General features: G+C 70.9%; 19 protein-coding genes. 14 read left to right on the top strand and 5 right to left on the bottom strand.

Going from position 1 to position 19141, the window contains the following annotated elements; genetic code table 11:
• Positions 1–124: 124 nt before the first annotated feature.
• From AC3EUV_RS15915 to AC3EUV_RS15860, 12 genes are all read left to right on the top strand, one after another.
• Positions 125–982 carry a helix-turn-helix transcriptional regulator gene (locus AC3EUV_RS15915; RefSeq protein ID WP_435603186.1) on the top strand — a complete coding sequence of 286 codons (858 nt, stop codon included), beginning with the start codon at positions 125–127 and terminating at the stop codon, positions 980–982.
• Positions 979–2400 (top strand): Fe-S cluster assembly protein SufB, encoded by a 1422-nt coding sequence (sufB, locus tag AC3EUV_RS15910; RefSeq protein WP_085927735.1) that lies wholly within the window; start codon positions 979–981, stop codon positions 2398–2400. Before AC3EUV_RS15915 ends, sufB begins: the two co-directional genes overlap by 4 nt.
• Before the next feature lie 59 nt (positions 2401–2459).
• Entirely contained in the window at positions 2460–3644 is a 1185-nt protein-coding gene (sufD, locus tag AC3EUV_RS15905) for a Fe-S cluster assembly protein SufD (RefSeq protein WP_435603185.1), read from the top strand.
• The gene (locus tag AC3EUV_RS15900) at positions 3641–3958 is read left to right on the top strand and encodes a non-heme iron oxygenase ferredoxin subunit (protein ID WP_018091858.1); all 318 of its coding nucleotides are present in this window, start codon (positions 3641–3643) and stop codon (positions 3956–3958) included. Before sufD ends, AC3EUV_RS15900 begins: the two co-directional genes overlap by 4 nt.
• Positions 3959–3965: 7 nt before the next feature.
• A complete protein-coding gene (gene sufC / locus AC3EUV_RS15895) occupies positions 3966–4730 on the top strand; it encodes a Fe-S cluster assembly ATPase SufC (RefSeq protein WP_235467137.1) in 765 nt (254 codons plus the stop codon).
• Entirely contained in the window at positions 4727–5983 is a 1257-nt protein-coding gene (locus AC3EUV_RS15890) for a cysteine desulfurase (RefSeq protein WP_042161682.1), read from the top strand. Before sufC ends, AC3EUV_RS15890 begins: the two co-directional genes overlap by 4 nt.
• A gap of 55 nt (positions 5984–6038) precedes the next feature.
• On the top strand, positions 6039–6497 hold the full coding sequence (gene sufU, locus AC3EUV_RS15885; protein WP_030411905.1) for a Fe-S cluster assembly sulfur transfer protein SufU: 459 nt from the start codon (positions 6039–6041) through the stop codon (positions 6495–6497).
• Entirely contained in the window at positions 6494–6829 is a 336-nt protein-coding gene (locus AC3EUV_RS15880) for a metal-sulfur cluster assembly factor (protein WP_085927731.1), read from the top strand. Before sufU ends, AC3EUV_RS15880 begins: the two co-directional genes overlap by 4 nt.
• Before the next feature lie 124 nt (positions 6830–6953).
• Positions 6954–7274 carry a DMT family transporter gene (locus tag AC3EUV_RS15875; protein ID WP_432145357.1) on the top strand — a complete coding sequence of 107 codons (321 nt, stop codon included), beginning with the start codon at positions 6954–6956 and terminating at the stop codon, positions 7272–7274.
• A complete protein-coding gene (locus tag AC3EUV_RS15870) occupies positions 7274–7813 on the top strand; it encodes a TetR/AcrR family transcriptional regulator (RefSeq protein ID WP_432145356.1) in 540 nt (179 codons plus the stop codon). The genes AC3EUV_RS15875 and AC3EUV_RS15870 overlap by 1 nt, the downstream gene beginning before the upstream one ends.
• Positions 7814–7943: 130 nt before the next feature.
• Entirely contained in the window at positions 7944–8939 is a 996-nt protein-coding gene (dapD, locus tag AC3EUV_RS15865; protein WP_432145355.1) for a 2,3,4,5-tetrahydropyridine-2,6-dicarboxylate N-succinyltransferase, read from the top strand.
• A gap of 99 nt (positions 8940–9038) precedes the next feature.
• Positions 9039–9983: an EI24 domain-containing protein gene (locus tag AC3EUV_RS15860; RefSeq protein WP_435603184.1), complete on the top strand. Its 945-nt coding sequence runs from the start codon at positions 9039–9041 to the stop codon at positions 9981–9983.
• On the opposite strand, the gene dapA is transcribed toward AC3EUV_RS15860, so the two are convergent.
• The 3 genes from dapA to AC3EUV_RS15845 form a co-directional block, all read right to left on the bottom strand.
• Positions 9895–10851, bottom strand: a complete 957-nt coding sequence (dapA, locus tag AC3EUV_RS15855) for a 4-hydroxy-tetrahydrodipicolinate synthase (RefSeq protein WP_435603183.1) — start codon at positions 10849–10851, stop codon at positions 9895–9897. The two genes, AC3EUV_RS15860 and dapA, sit on opposite strands and share 89 nt — an antisense overlap.
• 146 nt (positions 10852–10997) lie before the next feature.
• Positions 10998–11147 carry a hypothetical protein gene (locus tag AC3EUV_RS15850; protein ID WP_167536074.1) on the bottom strand — a complete coding sequence of 50 codons (150 nt, stop codon included), beginning with the start codon at positions 11145–11147 and terminating at the stop codon, positions 10998–11000.
• A 125-nt stretch (positions 11148–11272) separates the two neighbouring features.
• A complete protein-coding gene (locus AC3EUV_RS15845) occupies positions 11273–13111 on the bottom strand; it encodes an endonuclease/exonuclease/phosphatase family protein (protein ID WP_435603182.1) in 1839 nt (612 codons plus the stop codon).
• A 281-nt stretch (positions 13112–13392) separates the two neighbouring features.
• Here AC3EUV_RS15845 and AC3EUV_RS15840 point away from each other — a divergent pair, with 281 nt between their 5' ends.
• Together AC3EUV_RS15840 and AC3EUV_RS15835 are read left to right on the top strand one after the other, a co-directional pair.
• The gene (locus tag AC3EUV_RS15840; RefSeq protein WP_432145351.1) at positions 13393–14904 is read left to right on the top strand and encodes a hypothetical protein; all 1512 of its coding nucleotides are present in this window, start codon (positions 13393–13395) and stop codon (positions 14902–14904) included.
• 272 nt (positions 14905–15176) lie between these two features.
• Entirely contained in the window at positions 15177–16628 is a 1452-nt protein-coding gene (locus AC3EUV_RS15835) for an alkaline phosphatase PhoX (protein ID WP_432145350.1), read from the top strand.
• A gap of 26 nt (positions 16629–16654) precedes the next feature.
• On the opposite strand, the gene AC3EUV_RS15830 is transcribed toward AC3EUV_RS15835, so the two are convergent.
• Positions 16655–17536, bottom strand: coding sequence for a class I SAM-dependent methyltransferase (locus AC3EUV_RS15830; protein WP_432145349.1), 882 nt, complete (start codon positions 17534–17536; stop codon positions 16655–16657).
• Positions 17537–17886: 350 nt separating this feature from the next.
• Positions 17887–19119, bottom strand: a complete 1233-nt coding sequence (locus AC3EUV_RS15825) for a TerD family protein (RefSeq protein ID WP_432145398.1) — start codon at positions 19117–19119, stop codon at positions 17887–17889.
• Positions 19120–19141 lie beyond the last annotated feature (22 nt).

The raw sequence follows: 19141 nt of genomic DNA, 5'->3' as shown, positions 1-19141 counted from the left end.
GGTCGGCGCCGCTTTCCGCCGCTCCGCCGGGTACTTGAATTAGGTAACCCTAAGTGATAGAGGCCACCCGCCGGTGGCCCGGCGAGGCTTGAATCGCTTTGACGAATTACGCAACAATGGCGTTGTGAAATACGCGAGCGAGGAACAGGAAGGGCCCGCGGTCGAGCAGACCGACGGGCCGGCCGCCTCCGCGCCCGAGAAGACCGAGCGGCGAGGGCCCGCCAGCCACGCCGCGGCGCCGCACGACGAACAGCAGGGCACCCGCAACCGGGTCGCCCGCTCCATTCTCGACCACGGTCCGTCCACCGCGGCCGAGCTCGCCCTGCGCCTGGAGCTGACCCAGGCGGCCGTCCGGCGGCATCTGGACGCGCTGGCCGCGGAGGGCGTCGTCGAGCCCCGCGAGAAGCGCGTCTACGGCACCCGTGGCCGTGGCCGCCCGGCGAAGGCCTTCGCCCTCACCGACTGCGGACGGGACGCCTTCGACCAGGCCTACGACCAGCTCGCCTCCGACGCGCTGCGCTGGATCGCGCAGAGCGCGGGCGGCGGGGAGAAGGGCGAGGCGGCCGTCGCCGCGTTCGCCCGCGCGCGCCTCGCCGCGCAGGCCGAGGGCTATCGCGAGGCCGTCGAGGCCGCCGAGCCGGAGGCCCGTACGGAGGCCCTTGCGAAGGCGTTGACCGCGGACGGGTACGCTGCTACGGCGCGCAGCGCCCCCAATCCCCAGCTCGGTGAACAGCTCTGCCAGCACCACTGCCCGGTCGCCCATGTCGCCGAGCAGTACCCGCAGCTGTGCGAGGCGGAGACCGAGGTCTTCTCCCGATTGCTCGGGACCCATGTACAGCGTCTTGCCACCATCGCCCATGGCGACGGGGTGTGTACGACCTTCGTTCCGAAGGCCGGTGCCGGCAAGGCCGCTCACAGCACCGCACGCACCAGTAAGACCACCACAGCATCTGCAAGCACGGCCGGGAGGAACCCCGCATGACGCTCCCCACGGAGACTGCTCACCCTGAGCTCGAGGGCCTGGGCAAGTACGAATACGGCTGGGCCGACTCCGACGTGGCCGGCGCCTCCGCCAAGCGCGGTCTCTCCGAGGCCGTCGTCCGCGACATCTCGGGCAAGAAGAACGAGCCGGAGTGGATGCTCAAGCTCCGCCTCAAGGGGCTGAAGCTGTTCGACAAGAAGCCCATGCCGAACTGGGGCTCCGACCTGTCGGGCATCGACTTCGACAACATCAAGTACTTCGTCCGCTCCACCGAGCAGCAGGCCGCCTCCTGGGAGGACCTGCCCGAGGACATCAAGAACACCTACGACAAGCTCGGCATCCCCGAGGCGGAGAAGCAGCGCCTGGTCGCCGGTGTCGCCGCGCAGTACGAGTCCGAGGTCGTCTACCACCAGATCCGTGAGGACCTGGAGGAGCAAGGCGTCATCTTCCTGGACACCGACACCGCGCTCAAGGAGCACCCGGAGCTCTTCCAGGAGTACTTCGGCACGGTCATCCCGGTCGGCGACAACAAGTTCGCCTCGCTGAACAGCGCGGTGTGGTCCGGCGGCTCGTTCATCTACGTGCCCAAGGGTGTCCACGTCGACATCCCGCTCCAGGCCTACTTCCGGATCAACACCGAGAACATGGGCCAGTTCGAGCGGACGCTGATCATCGTCGACGAGGACGCCTACGTCCACTACGTCGAGGGCTGCACGGCGCCGATCTACAAGTCGGACTCGCTGCACTCCGCGGTCGTCGAGATCATCGTGAAGAAGGGCGGCCGCTGCCGCTACACGACCATCCAGAACTGGTCGAACAACGTCTACAACCTGGTCACCAAGCGCGCCGTCGCCTACGAGGGCGCGACCATGGAGTGGGTCGACGGCAACCTCGGCTCCAAGGTGACCATGAAGTACCCGGCCGTCTACCTCATGGGCGAGCACGCCAAGGGCGAGACCCTGTCCATCGCCTTCGCGGGCGAGGGCCAGCACCAGGACGCCGGCTCCAAGATGGTCCACATGGCGCCGAACACCTCCTCCAACATCGTCTCCAAGTCGGTGGCGCGAGGCGGCGGCCGGACCTCCTACCGCGGTCTGGTCGAGATCGGCGAGGGCGCCGCGGGCTCCAAGTCCAACGTGCTGTGTGACGCCCTGCTGGTGGACACCATCTCCCGTTCGGACACCTACCCCTACGTCGACGTCCGCGAGGACGACGTGTCGATGGGCCACGAGGCGACCGTCTCCAAGGTCAGCGAGGACCAGCTCTTCTACCTGATGGCGCGCGGCCTGACGGAGTTCGAGGCCATGGCGATGATCGTGCGCGGCTTCGTCGAGCCGATCGCCCGTGAGCTGCCGATGGAGTATGCGCTGGAGCTCAACCGGCTGATCGAGCTGCAGATGGAAGGCTCGGTCGGCTGACGGCCGGCCCCCAGCAGCGACTGACTCCCTGATTGCAGAAAGCGAGCACTACGACAGCCATGGCTGAGGCTCAGAACATCCCGGCGGGCTCCACCACCACCGGCTCCCTTGCGGTGGCGGCGGAGTCCACCGTCGCCACGAGGATGAGCGCCCCGCCGTCCTACGACGTGGCGGACTTCCCGGTGCCGTACGGCCGCGAGGAGGAGTGGCGTTTCACGCCCCTCGCGCGCCTGAAGGGCCTGCACGACGGCAGCGCCGTGGCCGGCGGTCCTGACCTGAAGATCGACATCACCGCTCCCGAGGGCGTCACCCACGAGCTGGTCGACCGCACCGACCCGCGGGTCGGCAAGGCAGGCAAGCCCGTGGACCGGGTCGCCGCCCAGGCGTACAGCTCTTTCGAGAAGGCCTCGGTGGTCACGGTCCCCAAGGAGACCGTGCTCGCCGAGCCGATCCGGATCACCGTCCATGGTGAGGGCGGCACGGCCTTCGGCCACCAGGTCATCGAGCTGGGCGCGTTCGCCGAGGCGGTCGTCGTCATCGACCACACCGGTGACGCGGTGCTCGCCGCCAACGTCGACTACCTCCTCGGTGACGGCGCCAAGCTGACCGTCGTCTCCGTGCAGGACTGGGACGATCAGGCCGTGCACGTCGGGCAGCACAACGCCCTCGTCGGCCGGGACGCCTCCTTCAAGTCCGTGGTGGTCACCTTCGGCGGCGACCTCGTCCGGCTGCACCCGCGCATCACGTACGCGGGACCCGGCGGCGAGGCCGAGCTCTACGGTCTGTACTTCACCGAAGAGGGCCAGCACCAGGAGCACCGCCTCTTCGTCGACCACGAGGCGTCCAACTGCCGCTCCCACGTCACGTACAAGGGCGCGCTTCAGGGCCAGGACGCGCACGCGGTCTGGATCGGCGATGTCCTCATCCAGGCGTCCGCGACCGGTACGGACACCTACGAGCTCAACCGCAACCTCGTCCTCACCGACGGCGCGCGGGTCGACTCGGTGCCCAACCTGGAGATCGAGACCGGCGAGATCGTCGGCGCCGGCCACGCCTCGGCGACCGGCCGCTTCGACGACGAGCAGCTGTTCTACCTGATGGCCCGCGGGATCCCGGCCGACGAGGCCCGCCGACTGGTCGTGCGCGGCTTCTTCGCCGAGCTGGTCCAGCAGATCGGTCTCCCGGACGTCGAAGAGCGTCTGATGAGCAAGATCGAGGCCGAGCTGGAAGCGTCCGCGGCATGACGTACGTACGCGCAGCGGCGCTCAGCGAGCTGGAGGAGGACACCCCCAAGCGGGTGGAACTCGACGGCACGCCCGTCTCTCTGGTCCGCACCGAGGGGGAGGTGTTCGCGATCAACGACATCTGCTCGCATGCGAACGTCTCGCTCTCCGAAGGCGAGGTCGAGGACTGCTCGATCGAGTGCTGGCTGCACGGTTCGAGCTTCGACCTGCGCACCGGCAAGCCGAACGGCCTTCCCGCGACGCGCCCCGTCCCCGTATACCCCGTAAAGATCGAAGGGGACGACGTGCTCGTCTCCGTCACCCAGGAGTCCTGAGTTCCCCATGGCAACGCTTGAGATCCACGACCTGCACGTCTCCGTCGAGGCCGAGAACGGCCCGCGCGAGATCCTGAAGGGCGTCGACCTGACCGTGAAGCAGGGCGAGACGCACGCCATCATGGGCCCCAACGGCTCCGGCAAGTCGACCCTCGCCTACTCCCTCGCGGGTCACCCCAAGTACACGATCACCGGCGGCACCGTCACCCTCGACGGCGAGGACGTCCTGGAGATGTCCGTCGACGAGCGCGCGCGGGCCGGCGTCTTCCTCGCCATGCAGTACCCGGTCGAGGTGCCCGGCGTCTCGGTCTCCAACTTCCTGCGCACCTCCGCGACCGCGATCCGCGGCGAGGCCCCCAAGCTGCGGCTGTGGGTCAAGGAGGTCAAGGAGGCCATGCAGCGCCTCCAGATGGACCCCTCCTTCGCGGAGCGGAACGTCAACGAGGGCTTCTCCGGCGGTGAGAAGAAGCGCCACGAGATCCTCCAGCTGGAGCTGCTCAAGCCGGCCATCGCGATCCTCGACGAGACCGACTCCGGCCTCGACGTCGACGCGCTGCGCACCGTCTCCGAGGGCGTCAACCGCGTCCGCGAGACCGGCGAGGTCGGCACCCTGCTGATCACCCACTACACGCGCATCCTGCGCTACATCAAGCCCGACCATGTCCACGTCTTCGCCAACGGCCGGATCGCCGAGTCCGGTGGCGCGGAGCTCGCGGACAAGCTCGAGGCCGAGGGCTACGAGGCATACACGAAGGGTGGCGCAACCGCGTGACACAGCTGCCGGGCCTCCTCGACACAGAGGCGATCCGTAAGGACTTCCCCCTTCTGGACCGCCAGGTTCATGACGGGAAGAAGGTCGTGTACCTGGACAACGCGGCGACCTCCCAGAAGCCGCGCCAGGTTCTCGACGCCCTGAACGCCTACTACGAACGTCACAACGCCAACGTCCACCGCGGCGTGCATGTGCTCGCCGAGGAGGCCACGGCGCTGTACGAAGGCGCCCGTGACAAGGTCGCTGCCTTCATCAACGCGCCGAGCCGCGACGAGGTGATCTTCACCAAGAACGCCTCCGAGTCGCTCAACCTCGTGGCCAACATGCTCGGTTGGGCCGATGAGCCCTACCGGGTGGACCGCGAGACCGAGATCGTCATCACGGAGATGGAGCACCACTCCAACATCGTCCCGTGGCAGCTGCTCTCGCAGCGCACCGGCGCGAAGCTGAAGTGGTTCGGCATCACCGACGACGGCCGCCTCGACCTGTCCAACATCGAAGAGGTCATCACGGAGCAGACGAAGATCGTCTCCTTCACGCTGGTCTCCAACATCATGGGCACCGTCAACCCGGTCGAGACGATCATCCGCCGCGCGCAGGAAGTCGGCGCGCTGGTCTGCATCGACGCCTCGCAGGCCGCCCCGCACATGGTGCTGGACGTGCAGGCGCTCCAGGCCGACTTCGTGGCCTTCACCGGCCACAAGATGTGCGGTCCGACCGGCATCGGCGTCCTCTGGGGCCGCCAGGAGCTGCTGGAGGACCTTCCGCCGTTCCTCGGCGGCGGCGAGATGATCGAGACCGTCTCGATGCACTCCTCGACCTATGCGCCCGCGCCGCACAAGTTCGAGGCCGGTACGCCCCCGATCGCCCAGGCCGTCGGCCTCGGCGCGGCCGTGGACTACCTCACCTCGATCGGCATGGACAACATCGCCGTGCATGAGCACGCGATCACCGAGTACGCCGTCAAGCGGCTGCTGGAGGTCCCCGACCTGCGCATCATCGGCCCGAGCACGGCCGAGGACCGCGGGGCGACGATCTCCTTCACGCTCGGCGACATCCATCCCCACGACGTCGGCCAGGTGCTGGACGAGCAGGGCATCGCGGTCCGGGTGGGCCACCACTGCGCACGGCCGGTCTGCCTGCGCTACGGAATTCCTGCGACCACGCGAGCGTCGTTCTATCTGTACTCCACGCCCGCCGAGGTCGACGCCTTGGTCGAGGGCCTGGAGCACGTCCGCAACTTTTTCGGTTAGACAGACACAGCCGGTAAACCAAGCACAGCGGATGAGGACGAGGACTGACTGAGCCGTGAAGCTGGATTCCATGTACCAGGACGTCATCCTGGACCACTACAAGCACCCCCATGGGCGCGGTCTTCGGGACGGCGACGCGGAGGTGCACCATGTCAACCCCACGTGCGGCGACGAGATCACGCTGCGCGTGCGGCTCGACGGCGCGACGATTGAGGATGTCTCCTACGAGGGCCAGGGCTGCTCCATCAGCCAGGCCAGCGCGTCGGTGCTCAACGACCTCCTGGTCGGCAAGGAGCTCGGCGAGGCGCAGAAGATCCAGGAGACGTTCCTGGAGCTGATGCAGTCCAAGGGGCAGGTTGAGCCTGATGACGCCATGGAAGAGGTGCTGGAGGACGCGGTCGCGTTCGCCGGTGTCTCGAAGTACCCGGCGCGCGTGAAGTGCGCGCTGCTCAGTTGGATGGCCTGGAAGGACGCCACGGCCAAGGCCCTCTCCGAGGAGGCGAAGACCGCATGACCGAGACTCCGACCACCACCAAGCCCGCCTCCGAGGAGGAGGTCCGCGAGGCGCTGTACGACGTCGTGGACCCCGAGCTGGGCATCGATGTCGTCAACCTGGGGCTGATCTACGGCATCCACGTCGACGACGCCAATATCGCCACCATCGACATGACGCTGACCTCCGCGGCCTGTCCGCTGACCGACGTCATCGAGGACCAGGCGAAGTCCGCCACGGACGGCATCGTCAACGAGCTGAAGATCAACTGGGTCTGGATGCCTCCGTGGGGCCCGGACAAGATCACCGACGACGGCCGCGAGCAGCTCCGCGCGCTGGGCTTCAACGTCTGACGAGATCTCCTTAAGCGTTCGGCCGTGCCCGCCAGTCACCACTGGTGGGCACGGCCGTTCCGTCGTTCCGGGGCCCGCGCAGGGGTATGTACACCCGTACGCAACGTTGTGTACGCTCGTACGCATGGCCCCTTTGATGCTCGCCGGCGCGATCCTGTCCGAGGTCCTTGCGACCACCGCGATGAAGTACAGCGACGGCTTCAGCAAGCTGTGGCCGTCGCTCTACACCGCGGCGGGCTATCTGCTCGCCTTCTTCCTGCTCGCGCAGACGCTCAGGACGATGAGCGTCGGCACCGCCTACGCCATCTGGGCCGGGGTCGGCACGGCGCTGATCGCCGCGATCGGGATGGTCTTCCTGGGGGAGAGCGCCAGTGCGCTGAAGGTCCTCGGGGTGCTGCTGGTCATCGCCGGTGTCGTGGTGCTGAATCTGGGCGGGGCGCACTGATGGCCCGGCGCTACGACCCGGACCGGCGGCAGCGGATCATTGACGCGGCGATCACCGTGGTGGGCGAGCGCGGGATCGCCGGGCTCAGCCACCGCTCGGTGGCCGCCGCGGCGGATGTCCCGCTCGGCTCGACCACGTACCACTTCGCGACCCTGGACGAGCTGCTGGTCGCCGCGTTGCGGCAGGTCAACGGCGTATGCCTGGCCGAGTTCGCGCGCTGGGTCGAGGGGATCGATCCGGCGGTGCCGCTCGCCGAGGAGGTCGCCCGGCTCGTCGGGGACACCCTGGCCGGGGACCGCTCGCGGATGGAGCTGGAGTACGAGCTCTATCTGGCGGCGCTGCGGCACGAGGCGGTGCGGCCGATCGCCGCGGAGTGTCTGGACGAGATGGTGCGGCTGCTCGGACAGCGGATCGGCGACGTCCCGACCGCGCGGGCCGTGGTGGCCTTCACCGACGGGCTGACGCTCCAGCATCTGCTGACCGGGCAGCCCTTCGACCCCAGTTCGGTACGGGCCGGGCTGGCCGGGGTGCTGGGCTGAGCGGCGGCCCCGGCGGCCCGGCGGCGCGCGCCTTGTGTGCCCGTACGAACCCGGTGGTGCGACCCTACGGACCGGCCCGATCGCTGAGACCGGTTCGCCTCGACGGGCGCCCTCCGGTTAGGTTTCGAACATGACCGAAGCTGCTGCCTCCCGTACGACCGGCGCCGTCGCCGCCGGGCTCGCCACCGTCACCTCCGACGGCACCGTTCTCGACACCTGGTTCCCGGCGCCCGAGCTGGCCGCCACCGACGGCCTGGGCCCCGCCGGCACCGAGCGCCTCGACGACGCGCGCGCCACCGAACTGCTGGGCGCCGCCGTGCTCAAGGCGATCGGGCCCGACCCGGTCCGCGAGGTCGAGGTCGTCGCCGTCCGCACGGTCATCGCCTCCCTCGACGACAAGCCGCTGGACGCCCACGACGCGTACCTGCGCCTCCACCTGCTCAGCCACCGGCTGGTCAAGCCGCACGGGCAGAACCTGGAGGGCGTCTTCGGCCTGCTGTCCAACGTCGCCTGGACCTCGCTCGGCCCGGTGGCCGTCGACCGGGTGGAGACGGTACGGCTGAACGCCCGTGCCGAGGGCCTGCATCTGATGGTCACCGGCATCGACAAGTTCCCGCGGATGACGGACTATGTCGCACCCACCGGCGTGCGGATCGCGGACGCCGACCGGGTGCGGCTGGGCGCGCACCTGGCGGCCGGCACCACCGTCATGCACGAGGGCTTCGTCAACTTCAACGCCGGGACGCTGGGCACCTCCATGGTCGAGGGCCGGATCAGCGCGGGTGTGGTCATCGGCGACGGCTCCGACATCGGCGGCGGCGCCTCCACCATGGGCACCCTGTCCGGCGGCGGCAAGCAGATCATCGCGGTCGGCGAGCGCTGCCTGCTCGGCGCCGAGTCGGGTATCGGGATCGCGCTGGGCGACGAGTGCGTCGTCGAGGCCGGTCTGTACGTCACCGCCGGCACCCGGGTCACGCTGCCCGACGGCCAGATCGTCAAGGCCCTGGAGCTCTCCGGCGCGGACAACATCCTCTTCCGCCGCAACTCCACCACCGGCGCCGTCGAGGCCCGCCCGAACAAGGCGGACTGGGGCGGCCTCAACGAGGTGCTGCACAGCCACAACTGAGCGGTCACGGTCGCACCACGGCCCGGCGGGCGTCCCGCCGGGCCGTTGTTGTCGCCACCCCGCTGCCCGGCCCGGCCGGACGCCGATAGGCTTGCGCCCATGCGTGATCTTGTAGCGGGGATGCGGTATCTGGGCAAGGGGCAGCGCTGGGTCGCCCAGCACGGCCGGTGGTGGGGTTTCGGGCTGATTCCGGCGCTGATCGCCCTGGTGCTGTATGCCGCGGTGCTCACCGTGCTGGCCATCTGGTCCGGCGATATCGCGGCCTGGGCGACGCCGTTCGCCGACGGCTGGGGCTCGCCCTGGCAGGGGCTGCTGCGCGGGTTGTTCGTGGCGCTGCTGTTCGCCGGCGGGCTGATGCTGTCGGTGCTGACGTTCACCGCGGTCACCCTGCTGATCGGCGACCCCTTCTACGAGTCGCTCTCGGAGAAGGTTGAGGAGTCCGAGGGGAACTGCCCGCCGTCCCCGGACCGGCCGCTGTGGCAGGAGATCTGGATCGCGCTGCGGGACAGCGTGCATGTGCTGCTGCGCGCCGCCGGCTTCGGCATCCTGCTGTTCTTCCTCGGCTTCGTGCCCGTCATCGGGCAGACCGTGATCCCCGCCATCGGCTTCTGTGTCTCCGGCTTCTTCCTCGCCGTCGAGCTGACCTCGGTGGCCATGCAGCGCCGGGACATCCCGGTGCGCGAGCGGCTCCGGCTGCTGCGCGGCCGCAAGGGGCTCGCGGTCGGCTTCGGCACCCCCATCGTGCTGCTGTTCCTGATCCCGTTCGTCGCGGTGGTGCTGATGCCGGGCGCGGTCGCCGGTGCGACGCTGCTCGTCCGCGATCTGGTGCCGGGCCCGGACGAGCCGTCGGAGCCCGCGCGGGGCGAGGCGGCCGCCGGGCCGGACCAGGCCGCGGCTCCGTACGGGCAGCCGGGCGCGCCGGACGGCTTCGGGCCGCCGCCCGCCCCCTTCCCGCCTAACCAGGGACCCCCGCAGGCACCGCGGTATCCGCATCAGCAGTCCGGTCCAGGGTCGTCCGCAGCGCGTCCACCAGCCGGCTGGTGAGCTCGGCGTCCGCCGCCAGCAGCGGGCCGCGCACCGGTCCCGCGGGCAGCCCGAGGTGCTGCAGCAGTGCCTTCGTGGTGACCGTGCCGGGGGCCTCCCCGCCGGTCACCGCCTCGATGAGCGGTACCAGGGCGAGCTGACGGCGGGCCGCCGCGGCCGTGTCGCCGGCGTCATAGGCGTCCAGTACGGCGCGCACCGCCCGGGGCGCGGCATTGGCGACCGTGCTGACGCAGCCGGCGCCGCCGAGGGCCCGTAGCGGCAGGATCTGTTCATCGCAGCCCGCGTAGTAGGCCAGGTCCGTCGCGGCCAGCACCTTCGCCGTCTTCAGCAGGTCGTAGCCGCAGTCCTTGACCGCCACGATCCGTGGATGGGCGGCCAGCCGCAGCAGGGTCCGGGCGGTCAGCGCGGTGCCGGTGCGGCCCGGGATGTCGTAGAGCATCACCGGCAGTCCGGTGGCGTCCGCGACCGTCCGCAGATGGTGGCCGACGGCCTCCTGGGTGGGCCGCGAGTAGTACGGCGTGACCACCAACAGGCCGTGGGCGCCCGCCCGTTCGGCGTCGCGGGCCAGGGAGACGGTGTGCCGGGTGTCGCTGGTGCCGACCCCCGCGATGATCCGCGCCCGGTCGCCGACGGCCTCGGCCACGGCCCGCAGCAGGGTCTCCTTCTCGGCGTCCGACGTGGTCGGGGACTCCCCGGTGGTGCCGCTCAGTACGAGTGCCTCGCAGCCGCCGTCGTCGACGAGGCGGGTGGCGAGCTGCTGCGCACCGTCCGGGTCGAGCGCGCCGTCGGCGGTGAACGGGGTGATCATGGCGGCCGCGGTGCGCCCGAAGGGCGGTGCGGCGGTGCGGGGGGCGGTCAGCGTGGTCATGGCTGGAGTGTGGGGGCGCCTCATAATTCACGTCCACTTAGTTGTTCTGATGAGTTCGTTAAGCATCACTACGCCAGTGGGGCCCGGAAACGCGCAGCGGCCGCCGCACCCTTCGGTGCGACGGCCGCTCGGGCATCACAGGCCCATCACGCGCCAGTCAGGCCGTTCCGCGAACGCTTCAGGTCCTGGGTCCGCTCGGAAGCGGACTCCTCCGACGACTTCGGCTTCCGCTGGTCGGCGCGCCGCTCGGCGGCACGGTCCTTGTTGCCCGACTTACGGTTCTGGGACTTCGGCATGATGACTCCCTATGTCTCGCCGAATGGTGCTTACCTGCCCAGTACCGCACCCCCGGCGGCAGTTGGCCCCCGGGCGTGGGCCGGACGGGTGACGGGGGAGTCACGTGCGGTGACCTTCCGCCGGGCTACGGGCGCATCCGCAGCACCTGCGGGTCGTGGTCGCTGGCCTGGTCGGCGTACTCGGCGTTGAGGTGCACGATGTCGTAGTCGGCACGGGCCAGCGGGCGGCTGGTGAGCATGTGGTCCAGCACCTGCGAATTGCCGCTGTAGACATAGCCGTAGCGCTCGGCGGCCGGCAGCCGGTTGACCTGGTCGGTGAGCACACCCCCGGCGGTGAGGGCCTTCAGGGCCGGCGAGAACTGGTAGTCGTTGAGGTCACCGGCCACCACCACCGCGGCCTTCGGGTCCTTGGCCAGCAGCTCCTTGACGAACGTATTCACCAGCCCGGCCTGGGCGGTGCGCTGGGTCTCCGAGCTCCGGGCCGGCGGCTGGAAGCGGCTGTCCAGACCCTGGTCGCCGCCCTTGGAGTTGAAGTGGTTGGCGATCACGAACACCCGGCTCCCCGGGCGGCTCTTGAGCGAGAACTGGCCGACCAGGGGCTTGCGGCTGGTCTTCCACGCCGGGTCGGCCGGCGCGATCCGGCCCGGGGAGGCGGACAGCGTGGCCTTGCCGTGGTCGGCGACCACCTGCACCGGCGTGGTGGCGTCGCCGCCCTTGATGTCCGTGAACGAGACCCGCTCGGGGTTGAACAGGAACGCCACCCGGATGTTGCCGCCGGGCTGCCCGCCGTCCTGGCCGTCGACCGGGTCGATCTGCCGCCACTCGTACGCCGGGCCGCCGGCCGCCTTGATGGCCTCGGTGAGCTTCTTGAGGGTGGCCCCGGCGGTGACCACGCCGTTGTTGGTGGGGCCGTTGTCGTCCTGGACCTCCTCCAGTGCGACCACATCGGGGGTGGCGAGGTGCTCCACCAGCCCCTTGGCCAGCCGGTCGAACTTGGCCTGCGGGGTGCTGGGGGAGAGGTTCTCGACGTTGTAGGTGGCCACCGCCAGCTCGTCGGACTTCTGCTTGCGGGTCTTCTCCGGCTCCGGGCCCTTGTCGTCGAGTTTGCCCAGCTCGGTGGCCTGGAGGGTGTAGCCGCCGAAGTTGTCGTAGTCCAGCGGCCCGGCGGTGGTGCCGGTCAGCGCGTCGCCGACATCGGCCACCGGGAACGGCTGCTGCGCGAACGGGATCAGCGACGCCACCTTGACCCGGCCGCCGTTGGGGTCCGCGTACGAGCCGTAGAGCGTGCCGCCGCGGGCCGTGCGGTGGTGCTTCGGCTCGGCGGTCACCCACAGCTCGTGATGGGTGTTGGTCGCCCCGACGACCGGCGCGTTCGCCACCGCGACGCGCATGCCCTCCAGTGACTCGTAGCGGTCCAGGGCGTACGAGCCGGGGCGCAGCTTCAGGGGTTCGATGCTCTTGCCGTCCGCGTCGGGGGCGTAACGGTTCGGCACCGAGGCCGCGTTGAGCTTGAAGGCGGCCGGCAGCGGGGCGTCGGCGGAGACCGTCTTCCAGGTCGCGTCGGTGATCTCGGTGACCGACTGGAGACCGGCGTCCTTGCCGCCGGGGTAGTACTCGCTGACCGTGCCGGAGAAGGTGATCGCGTCACCGACCGTGACCTTCGGTGTGTCCTTGCCGGTGAAGACGAAGACCGCCTCACTGGTGGCCGGGTCGCGGTCCGGGTGCGGGTCCTGCACCCAGAAGCCGCGCGCCGAGCCGAACGAGCGGATCGCGGTGACCGTACCGGGCACCTCGCTGACCTGCTGTCCGGCCAGCGGGGATATGCGGGTGCTGCCCTGGATGTCGTGGATCCGGGCGCCGGCCGCCGAGGCGGACTGGGTGGCGGTCAGCAGTCCGCCGGCCAGGGCGGCGCAGACCACCGCGGTGACGGCGACCGGTCTGCGGAGCGAACGACGGGACGGCATGCATGCCTCCGAGGGTTTGGGGGGTGGCTGGGGCAACGTCGATACGAAGCGGGACCGGCGCGCGCTACGCGCGTCGATCTGCGTCAATCTCTTGTGCACGCAAGGGAGTTGTCAAGCTTCTGCGGGTAACCAGAAGGGGGCGCGGGGGTGAACCGTCCGAGATGAGGAGAATTCCGTCTACGCTTGGGCGGCGCACACCCCAGCTACCGCTGGTGGGGGTCCCCCCAGCGGTAGCTGGGGGAGTACCCCAGCCGTAGTCCGTCCGAGGAGCTGAGCACCCGATGTCCGCAGACCGCCCCACCCTGCCGCCGGTGCGGCTGCACTCCGAAGCGGAACTGGCCCGGGACGCGCTGAGCGCCCCGCTGATGGCCCGCGCCGCGAAGCTCGCCCGCTGGGCCGAGCGGGGCGTCCCGGTCGGCGTCGGCGGCGAGATCCTGGCGGAGCCGCTGGCCGCCGCCACCGAACACCTCGGCCTGGCCGGTGACGAGGACGGCCCGGCCTACGCCGCCGAGGCCTGGCAGCTCGCGGTGGACACCGGTCTGGTGGAGATCGCGGAGACCGAGGAGAGCGAGGACGGCGCCGACCTGCCCGACGACGCCGCGGCCGGTATCGCCACCCCCGGCGAGGAGCTGGGCCTGCTCACCTCCGGCAGCCCGCAGGACATCCTCGACATCTGGCTCGGCGGCATGGAGACCGTGCTCGCCGACGCGGCCGCCCCCGACCTCGCCGACCTCGCCGACCAGCTCACCGAGGGCGGCGAGCTGGACCTGGACGCGCTCGACTGGAACCCCGAGGAGGAGGCCGAGATGCTGGACGGCATCCTCGGCAACCTCTATCTGCTCACGGCCCTGAACGAGCGCCCTGACCAGGAGGTTCCGCTGCCCGCGCTGGCCGCCTCCATGATCGTCCCGGACGATATGGACGAGCCCACGGACGATGTCCTCGAAGAGGTCTCCGAGGCGATGATGCGCCTGGACGACCAGTTCCGGGTGCTGGAGCCGATCGGTCTGGTCGCCTACCAGCCCGTCGACGAGGCGCTCATCGAGGAGCTGGACGAGGACGGCGAGACCCTTCCCCGGAAGTCCGGGGGGACCTCCGCCGCCGAGCCGCTCACCGACGAGGACGTCTCCCGCTACGGCCTGGTCCGCCTCACCCCGCTCGGTGTCTACGCCGTGCGCGCCCGGATGCTGGACGCGGGCGTCCACGCCCCCGCGGTCGGCGACCTCAGCGACAAGGGCGCCGGTGTCCTCCTGGACGCGCTGCCCGACTACCCCGAGGCGCTCGCCCAGGCCGAGTCCGAGCTCTGGCTCGCCGCCCGTACCCCCCTGGACGCCGCCCGGGACCTGCTCACCGCCGCCCGCGGGGACGACGAGCGCGCCCCGCGGCGCCGGCTCGCCGCCCAGCAGACCCTCTCGCTGGTCTCGCCGGACGCCGAGGCCGCGCTGCGCGAGGTGCTCGACGACCGGCAGCTCGGCGGCCTGGCCCGGGTCTGGCTCGCCGAGCGCGCGCTGTCCGGCATCCCCGAGCCGTCCCAGGAGATGATCTTCTGGCTGACGGTGGACACCATCGCGGCCCAGCTGGACAGCGCCGACGAGGACGCCACGACCGAGCTGCGTGACCTGGTCCAGGGCCTGACCGACCAGCACAGCGGGTTCTTCGACACCGCCTGGCGGGTGGACCACCCGGCCACCGCCGATGTCCTGGAGGCCATGGGCCGGCTGCACCCGGACAAGAAGGCCGCCAAGGAGGCCCGCAAGGCCGCGTTCAAGGCGCGCTCGCGGCAATCGGGCTGAGCGCAGCGCGGCAGTCGGGCTGAGCACAGCGAACGGCCGGACCGGGGCGGTGCACCCGGGGATGTCCGGCGGACGGGGCGCGCCCCCGGTCTGCCGGACATTCCTTTGCGCCGCGGTCTGTTTCTCCGGGCGGCCGCCCGGTGGCTGAGGAGGCGCCGCCGCGTGCCAACTGCTGCCCGGATGTCGCATCACGTTCAACTGGAGTTCGAAGGCGCACGAGAACGTGAGCCCGCAGGCAAGGGGAGACGAATCCGGCCATCCAGGAGATGACAATGCCGCTCACCCGCAGAGACTTCGCCAAGCGTTCCGCCCTCACCGGTGCCGGGGTAGCCCTGGCCGGCAGCGTCGGCGTGCTGGCCACCGCGCCCGGTGCCATCGGCGCGGAGACACCGGACGGCGGCCAGGAGGGCGCGGCGGACGGAACCGGCATCGGCTACGGCCCGCTGGTCGCGGACCCGGACGGCATCCTCGCGCTGCCCGTCGGGTTCTCGTACCGGATCATCACCCGGACCGGGGTCACCAAGCTCGACAGCGGTGAGTCCACCCCCTCCAACCACGACGGCACCGGCACCTTCGAGGGGCCGCGCGGCACCACCCTCCTGGTCAACAACCATGAGCTGAAGGGACCGCGCGCCAACTGGCCGCACCCGGTGCCGCTGACCGAAGGACTGGTCTACGACCCGGCGGCGTCCGGCGGCTGCACCGTCGTCGAGGTCGCCAAGGACGGCAGCCCGGTCGGCGAGTGGGTCGGCGTCGCCGGTACCTCCACCAACTGCGCGGGCGGCACCACCCCTTGGGGCACCTGGCTCACCGGCGAGGAGACCGAGGACAAGGCCGGCGAGCACGGCATGACCAAGGACCACGGCTATGTCTTCGAGGTCGACCCCCACGACCGCCGGGCCGGCCTCGACCCCAAGCCCCTCAAGGCGCTGGGCCGCTACGCCCACGAGGCCGTCGTCGTCGACCCCAGGCGCGGCCACCTCTACCTGACCGAGGACGCCGCCGGCCCCAACGGCCTCTTCTACCGCTGGACCCCGCCGCACGGCTTCCGCCACGGCCGCGGTCAGCTGCGCTCCCTCGCCGCCGACTCCGGCGTACTGGAAGCCTTCAAGTGCTTCGACTCCGGCGGCCGGTTCGTCGACGACCTCTCCCGTGCCACCAAGGCCGGCACCGTCTACGGCGTCGACTGGGTCGAGGTCTCCGACCGCGACGCCCGTAACGTCTCGGTGCGCAAGCAGTTCAAGGACGGCGAGGTCACCCGCGCCCGCAAGCTGGAGGGCCTGTGGTGGGCCGACGGTGGCGCGTATGTGGTCTCCTCCTACGCCCGTGACGAGAGCCCGGTCCAGCACGACGGCCAGGTCTGGTTCTACGACCCGCGGCGGCGGACCCTGACCCTGAAGGTGCTGCTGGGCGTCAACCCCGACCCGTCGAAGGACGGCGCGCTGGACGGCCCGGACAACATCACCGTCTCGCCCTACGGCGGGCTGATCATCGCCGAGGACGGCGAGGGCGTCCAGCACCTCTTCGGGGCCACCGACGACGGCCGGACCTACCCGATCGCCCGCAACGACCTCAACATCGGTACCGCGGCCGAGCCCGCGTTCAGCGAGTTCACCGGGCCGGTGTTCTCCCCGGACGGGCAGACGCTGTTCGCCAACATCCAGGAGCCCGGCATCATGCTGGCCATCACCGGCCCGTGGCAGCGGCAGAGCCGGCAGCGGTAGCCGCACGGCGGGCGGCGGTCGGCGGCTCAGCCGGCCGCCGCTGCCGTCAGCAGGTAGTAGTCCAGCAGACCGGTCTCATACGCCGTCAGATAGCGGCGCGGCCACTCGTCGTCGTGGAGCTCCGGCTGCTGGGCCATATAGCGGTCGTAGGCTTCCCAGACCCCGTCGCCGATCGGCCGGACCCGCATGTCCCGCAGCCCCGCCGCGGTCAGTGTCGCGGCGACCTCGTCGACCACATGCGGGACGTCCAGGCCGTCGGCGAACGGGGGCAGCAGCTCGGGCAGGGCGCGGGCGGCCGCCCGGGTGCGGGCGAAGAACGTGGTCAGCGCCAGCCGGCCGCCGGGGCGCAGGACCCGCGCGGCCTCCCGCGCGAAACCGGGCAGATCGCGGAAGTGCTGCGCCGCCTCGACCGAGAACAGACAGTCGACGGAGCCGTCGGGCAGCGGGATGCGCTGGGCCGCGCCCAGGACGAACTCCAGCCGGCCGGGGCTCTCCCCGGCCGCGGCGAGCAGGTCCGCGTTGGCCTTCCGGGCACGGGCGATCTGGTCGGGGTGCGCGTCCAGCCCGATGACCGTGCCGAACCCGGACTCCCGCAGCGCCAGCGCACAGCCCAGCCCGCGTCCGCAGCCGACGTCCAGGGCGGTGCGGCCCCGCGGGCGGTCGAAGGTGCGCAGCACCAGACGGTAGAGGTCCTCCTCGCTGCGCACCCGGTCGGCCCGGGTCAGCGTGCGGTCCGCGGGGCCGTGCAGGCCCGTCCAGTACCCGAAATTGATGAACCCGCCGGCGAAGGCGGGGACGGTGCTGAGGTCGAACTCGCCGTAGACCCGCGCGACCCGCTCCGGAAGGTCCGGGGGCGCTGGGCCGTCCGGGGGATCCGCGGGGCCGGCCGGCGGCGGCTGCTGCATCATCGAACGCTCCTCATGCGTGCCGTGGGGGACATGCCGTGACGGGCTCCGCCGTGCCGGGGCGAGACGGAAGGCGTGGCGGAAGGGCGTGCGGAGAGGGGGACTCCTGGCGGTCTGCGGACGGGGGAGGAGAGGTTGCCGGGCTCGACGGTACGGACGAGACAATTCTCGATCCTGGAGCGTTGACGCACCAGGGAAGGCAGCACCGGCCGGCGGCGGCGCCGCGGGGTGTGACCGTCCGGCGCGGGTGGCGTCCTCCGCAGGGCTCGCGCGGGTGGCGGCCGCCTGGGTGAGGGGCCGCGGCCCGCTTCCCCGACGGCGGCGGGACCGTCAGGGAAGCGGGTGTCCTCGGCTCACAGCGCCTGGCCGCCCGGCTTCACCATGCCGCGGACCGTGCGGGAGTCGACATACTCGCCCAGTGCGGTCATCTCCCACTCGCCGGAGAACTGGCGGATGAGCTTGGCCATCATCACGCCCGTACGGGGCTCCGAGTGGGTGAGGTCGAAGCGGACCAGCTCCTCGCCGCTCTGGGCGTCCAGCAGACGGCAGTACGCCTTGGCGACATCGGAGAACTTCTGGCCGGAGAAGGAGTTCACGACGAAGACCAGGCCCGTGACCTCCGGGGGCAGCCCGCCGAGGTGGACGGTGATCGCCTCGTCGTCACCGGCGCCCTCACCGGTGAGGTTGTCGCCGGAGTGCTGGATCGCGCCGCCCAGGATCATCAGCTTGCCGAAGAAGCAGTTGTCGATCTTCTTGCGGTCCGGGCCGTAGGCGATGACGGAGGCGTCCAGGTCGATGCTCTTGCTGCGGAAGGCGGGCTCCCAGCCGAGGCCCATCCGCACCGAGCTGAGCAGCGGCCGGCCGCCCTTGACCAGGGAGACGGTCTGGTTCTTCTGGAGGCTGACGCGGCCCTTGTCGAGGTTGATCTTGCCCGGGGCGGCGGCCGGTGCGGCCGGTGCGGCGGCGGCCGGCGGCGCGACCGGGGCCGGGGCGCCGGCGGGAGGTCCCCACTGGCCGGTGGGTGCCGCGGGCGCCGGGGCCGCGGCCGGGGGAGCGGGGGGTGCCTGCGGGGCGGCGGGCGGTGCGGCCGGGGAGGCCGGTTCCTCCACGCTGACGCCGAAGTCGGTGGCGATCCCCGCCAGGCCGTTGGCGTAGCCCTGGCCGACCGCGCGGACCTTCCAGGCGCCGGCGCGGCGGTAGATCTCGACGACCACCAGCGCGGTCTCGGTGCCGAGCTGCGGCGGGGTGAAGGAGGCGAGGACGCTGCCGTCGTCGGCGTTGCGGACCGTGCCGGTCGGTTCGGTGCCGGCGAAGGTCGCGCCGGGGGTGTCCAGGCTCGCGGTGACCACGATCTTCTCGATGCCGTCGGGCACCGCGGCGGTGTCCACCGTGATGGTGTCGCCGCCGGCCGCCGCGGAGTGCGTCACGCCCGGCCCGGCGGGCTGGTTGTAGAACACGAAGTCGTCGTCGGAGCGCACCTTGCCGTCGGCGGCCAGCAGCAGGCCCGAGACGTCCAGCCGCACGGGGGCGGTGACATCCACCGCCACCCGCACGGCACTGAGCGGGAGGTTCGAGCCAGGAGTCATAGCGGTCATGCCGGGCTCAACG

Source organism: Streptomyces sp. bgisy130, from assembly GCF_057708345.1.
Note: the sequence above shows the minus strand (reverse complement) of the source record. Positions and strands in the feature narration are given on the sequence as shown.

Excerpts from the sequence above, each read along its gene's own strand:
- sufB (WP_085927735.1), top strand. The coding sequence starts at position 979 with ATGACGCTCCCCACGGAGACTGCTCACCCTGAGCTCGAGGGCCTGGGC.
- sufD (WP_435603185.1), top strand. The coding sequence starts at position 2,460 with ATGGCTGAGGCTCAGAACATCCCGGCGGGCTCCACCACCACCGGCTCC.
- AC3EUV_RS15900 (WP_018091858.1), top strand. The coding sequence starts at position 3,641 with ATGACGTACGTACGCGCAGCGGCGCTCAGCGAGCTGGAGGAGGACACC.
- sufC (WP_235467137.1), top strand. The coding sequence starts at position 3,966 with ATGGCAACGCTTGAGATCCACGACCTGCACGTCTCCGTCGAGGCCGAG.
- AC3EUV_RS15880 (WP_085927731.1), top strand. The coding sequence starts at position 6,494 with ATGACCGAGACTCCGACCACCACCAAGCCCGCCTCCGAGGAGGAGGTC.
- AC3EUV_RS15875 (WP_432145357.1), top strand. The coding sequence starts at position 6,954 with ATGGCCCCTTTGATGCTCGCCGGCGCGATCCTGTCCGAGGTCCTTGCG.
- AC3EUV_RS15870 (WP_432145356.1), top strand. The coding sequence starts at position 7,274 with ATGGCCCGGCGCTACGACCCGGACCGGCGGCAGCGGATCATTGACGCG.
- dapD (WP_432145355.1), top strand. The coding sequence starts at position 7,944 with ATGACCGAAGCTGCTGCCTCCCGTACGACCGGCGCCGTCGCCGCCGGG.
- AC3EUV_RS15860 (WP_435603184.1), top strand. The coding sequence starts at position 9,039 with ATGCGTGATCTTGTAGCGGGGATGCGGTATCTGGGCAAGGGGCAGCGC.
- dapA (WP_435603183.1), bottom strand. The coding sequence starts at position 10,851 with ATGACCACGCTGACCGCCCCCCGCACCGCCGCACCGCCCTTCGGGCGC.
- AC3EUV_RS15850 (WP_167536074.1), bottom strand. The coding sequence starts at position 11,147 with ATGCCGAAGTCCCAGAACCGTAAGTCGGGCAACAAGGACCGTGCCGCC.
- AC3EUV_RS15845 (WP_435603182.1), bottom strand. The coding sequence starts at position 13,111 with ATGCCGTCCCGTCGTTCGCTCCGCAGACCGGTCGCCGTCACCGCGGTG.
- AC3EUV_RS15840 (WP_432145351.1), top strand. The coding sequence starts at position 13,393 with ATGTCCGCAGACCGCCCCACCCTGCCGCCGGTGCGGCTGCACTCCGAA.
- AC3EUV_RS15835 (WP_432145350.1), top strand. The coding sequence starts at position 15,177 with ATGCCGCTCACCCGCAGAGACTTCGCCAAGCGTTCCGCCCTCACCGGT.
- AC3EUV_RS15830 (WP_432145349.1), bottom strand. The coding sequence starts at position 17,536 with ATGATGCAGCAGCCGCCGCCGGCCGGCCCCGCGGATCCCCCGGACGGC.
- AC3EUV_RS15825 (WP_432145398.1), bottom strand. The coding sequence starts at position 19,119 with ATGACTCCTGGCTCGAACCTCCCGCTCAGTGCCGTGCGGGTGGCGGTG.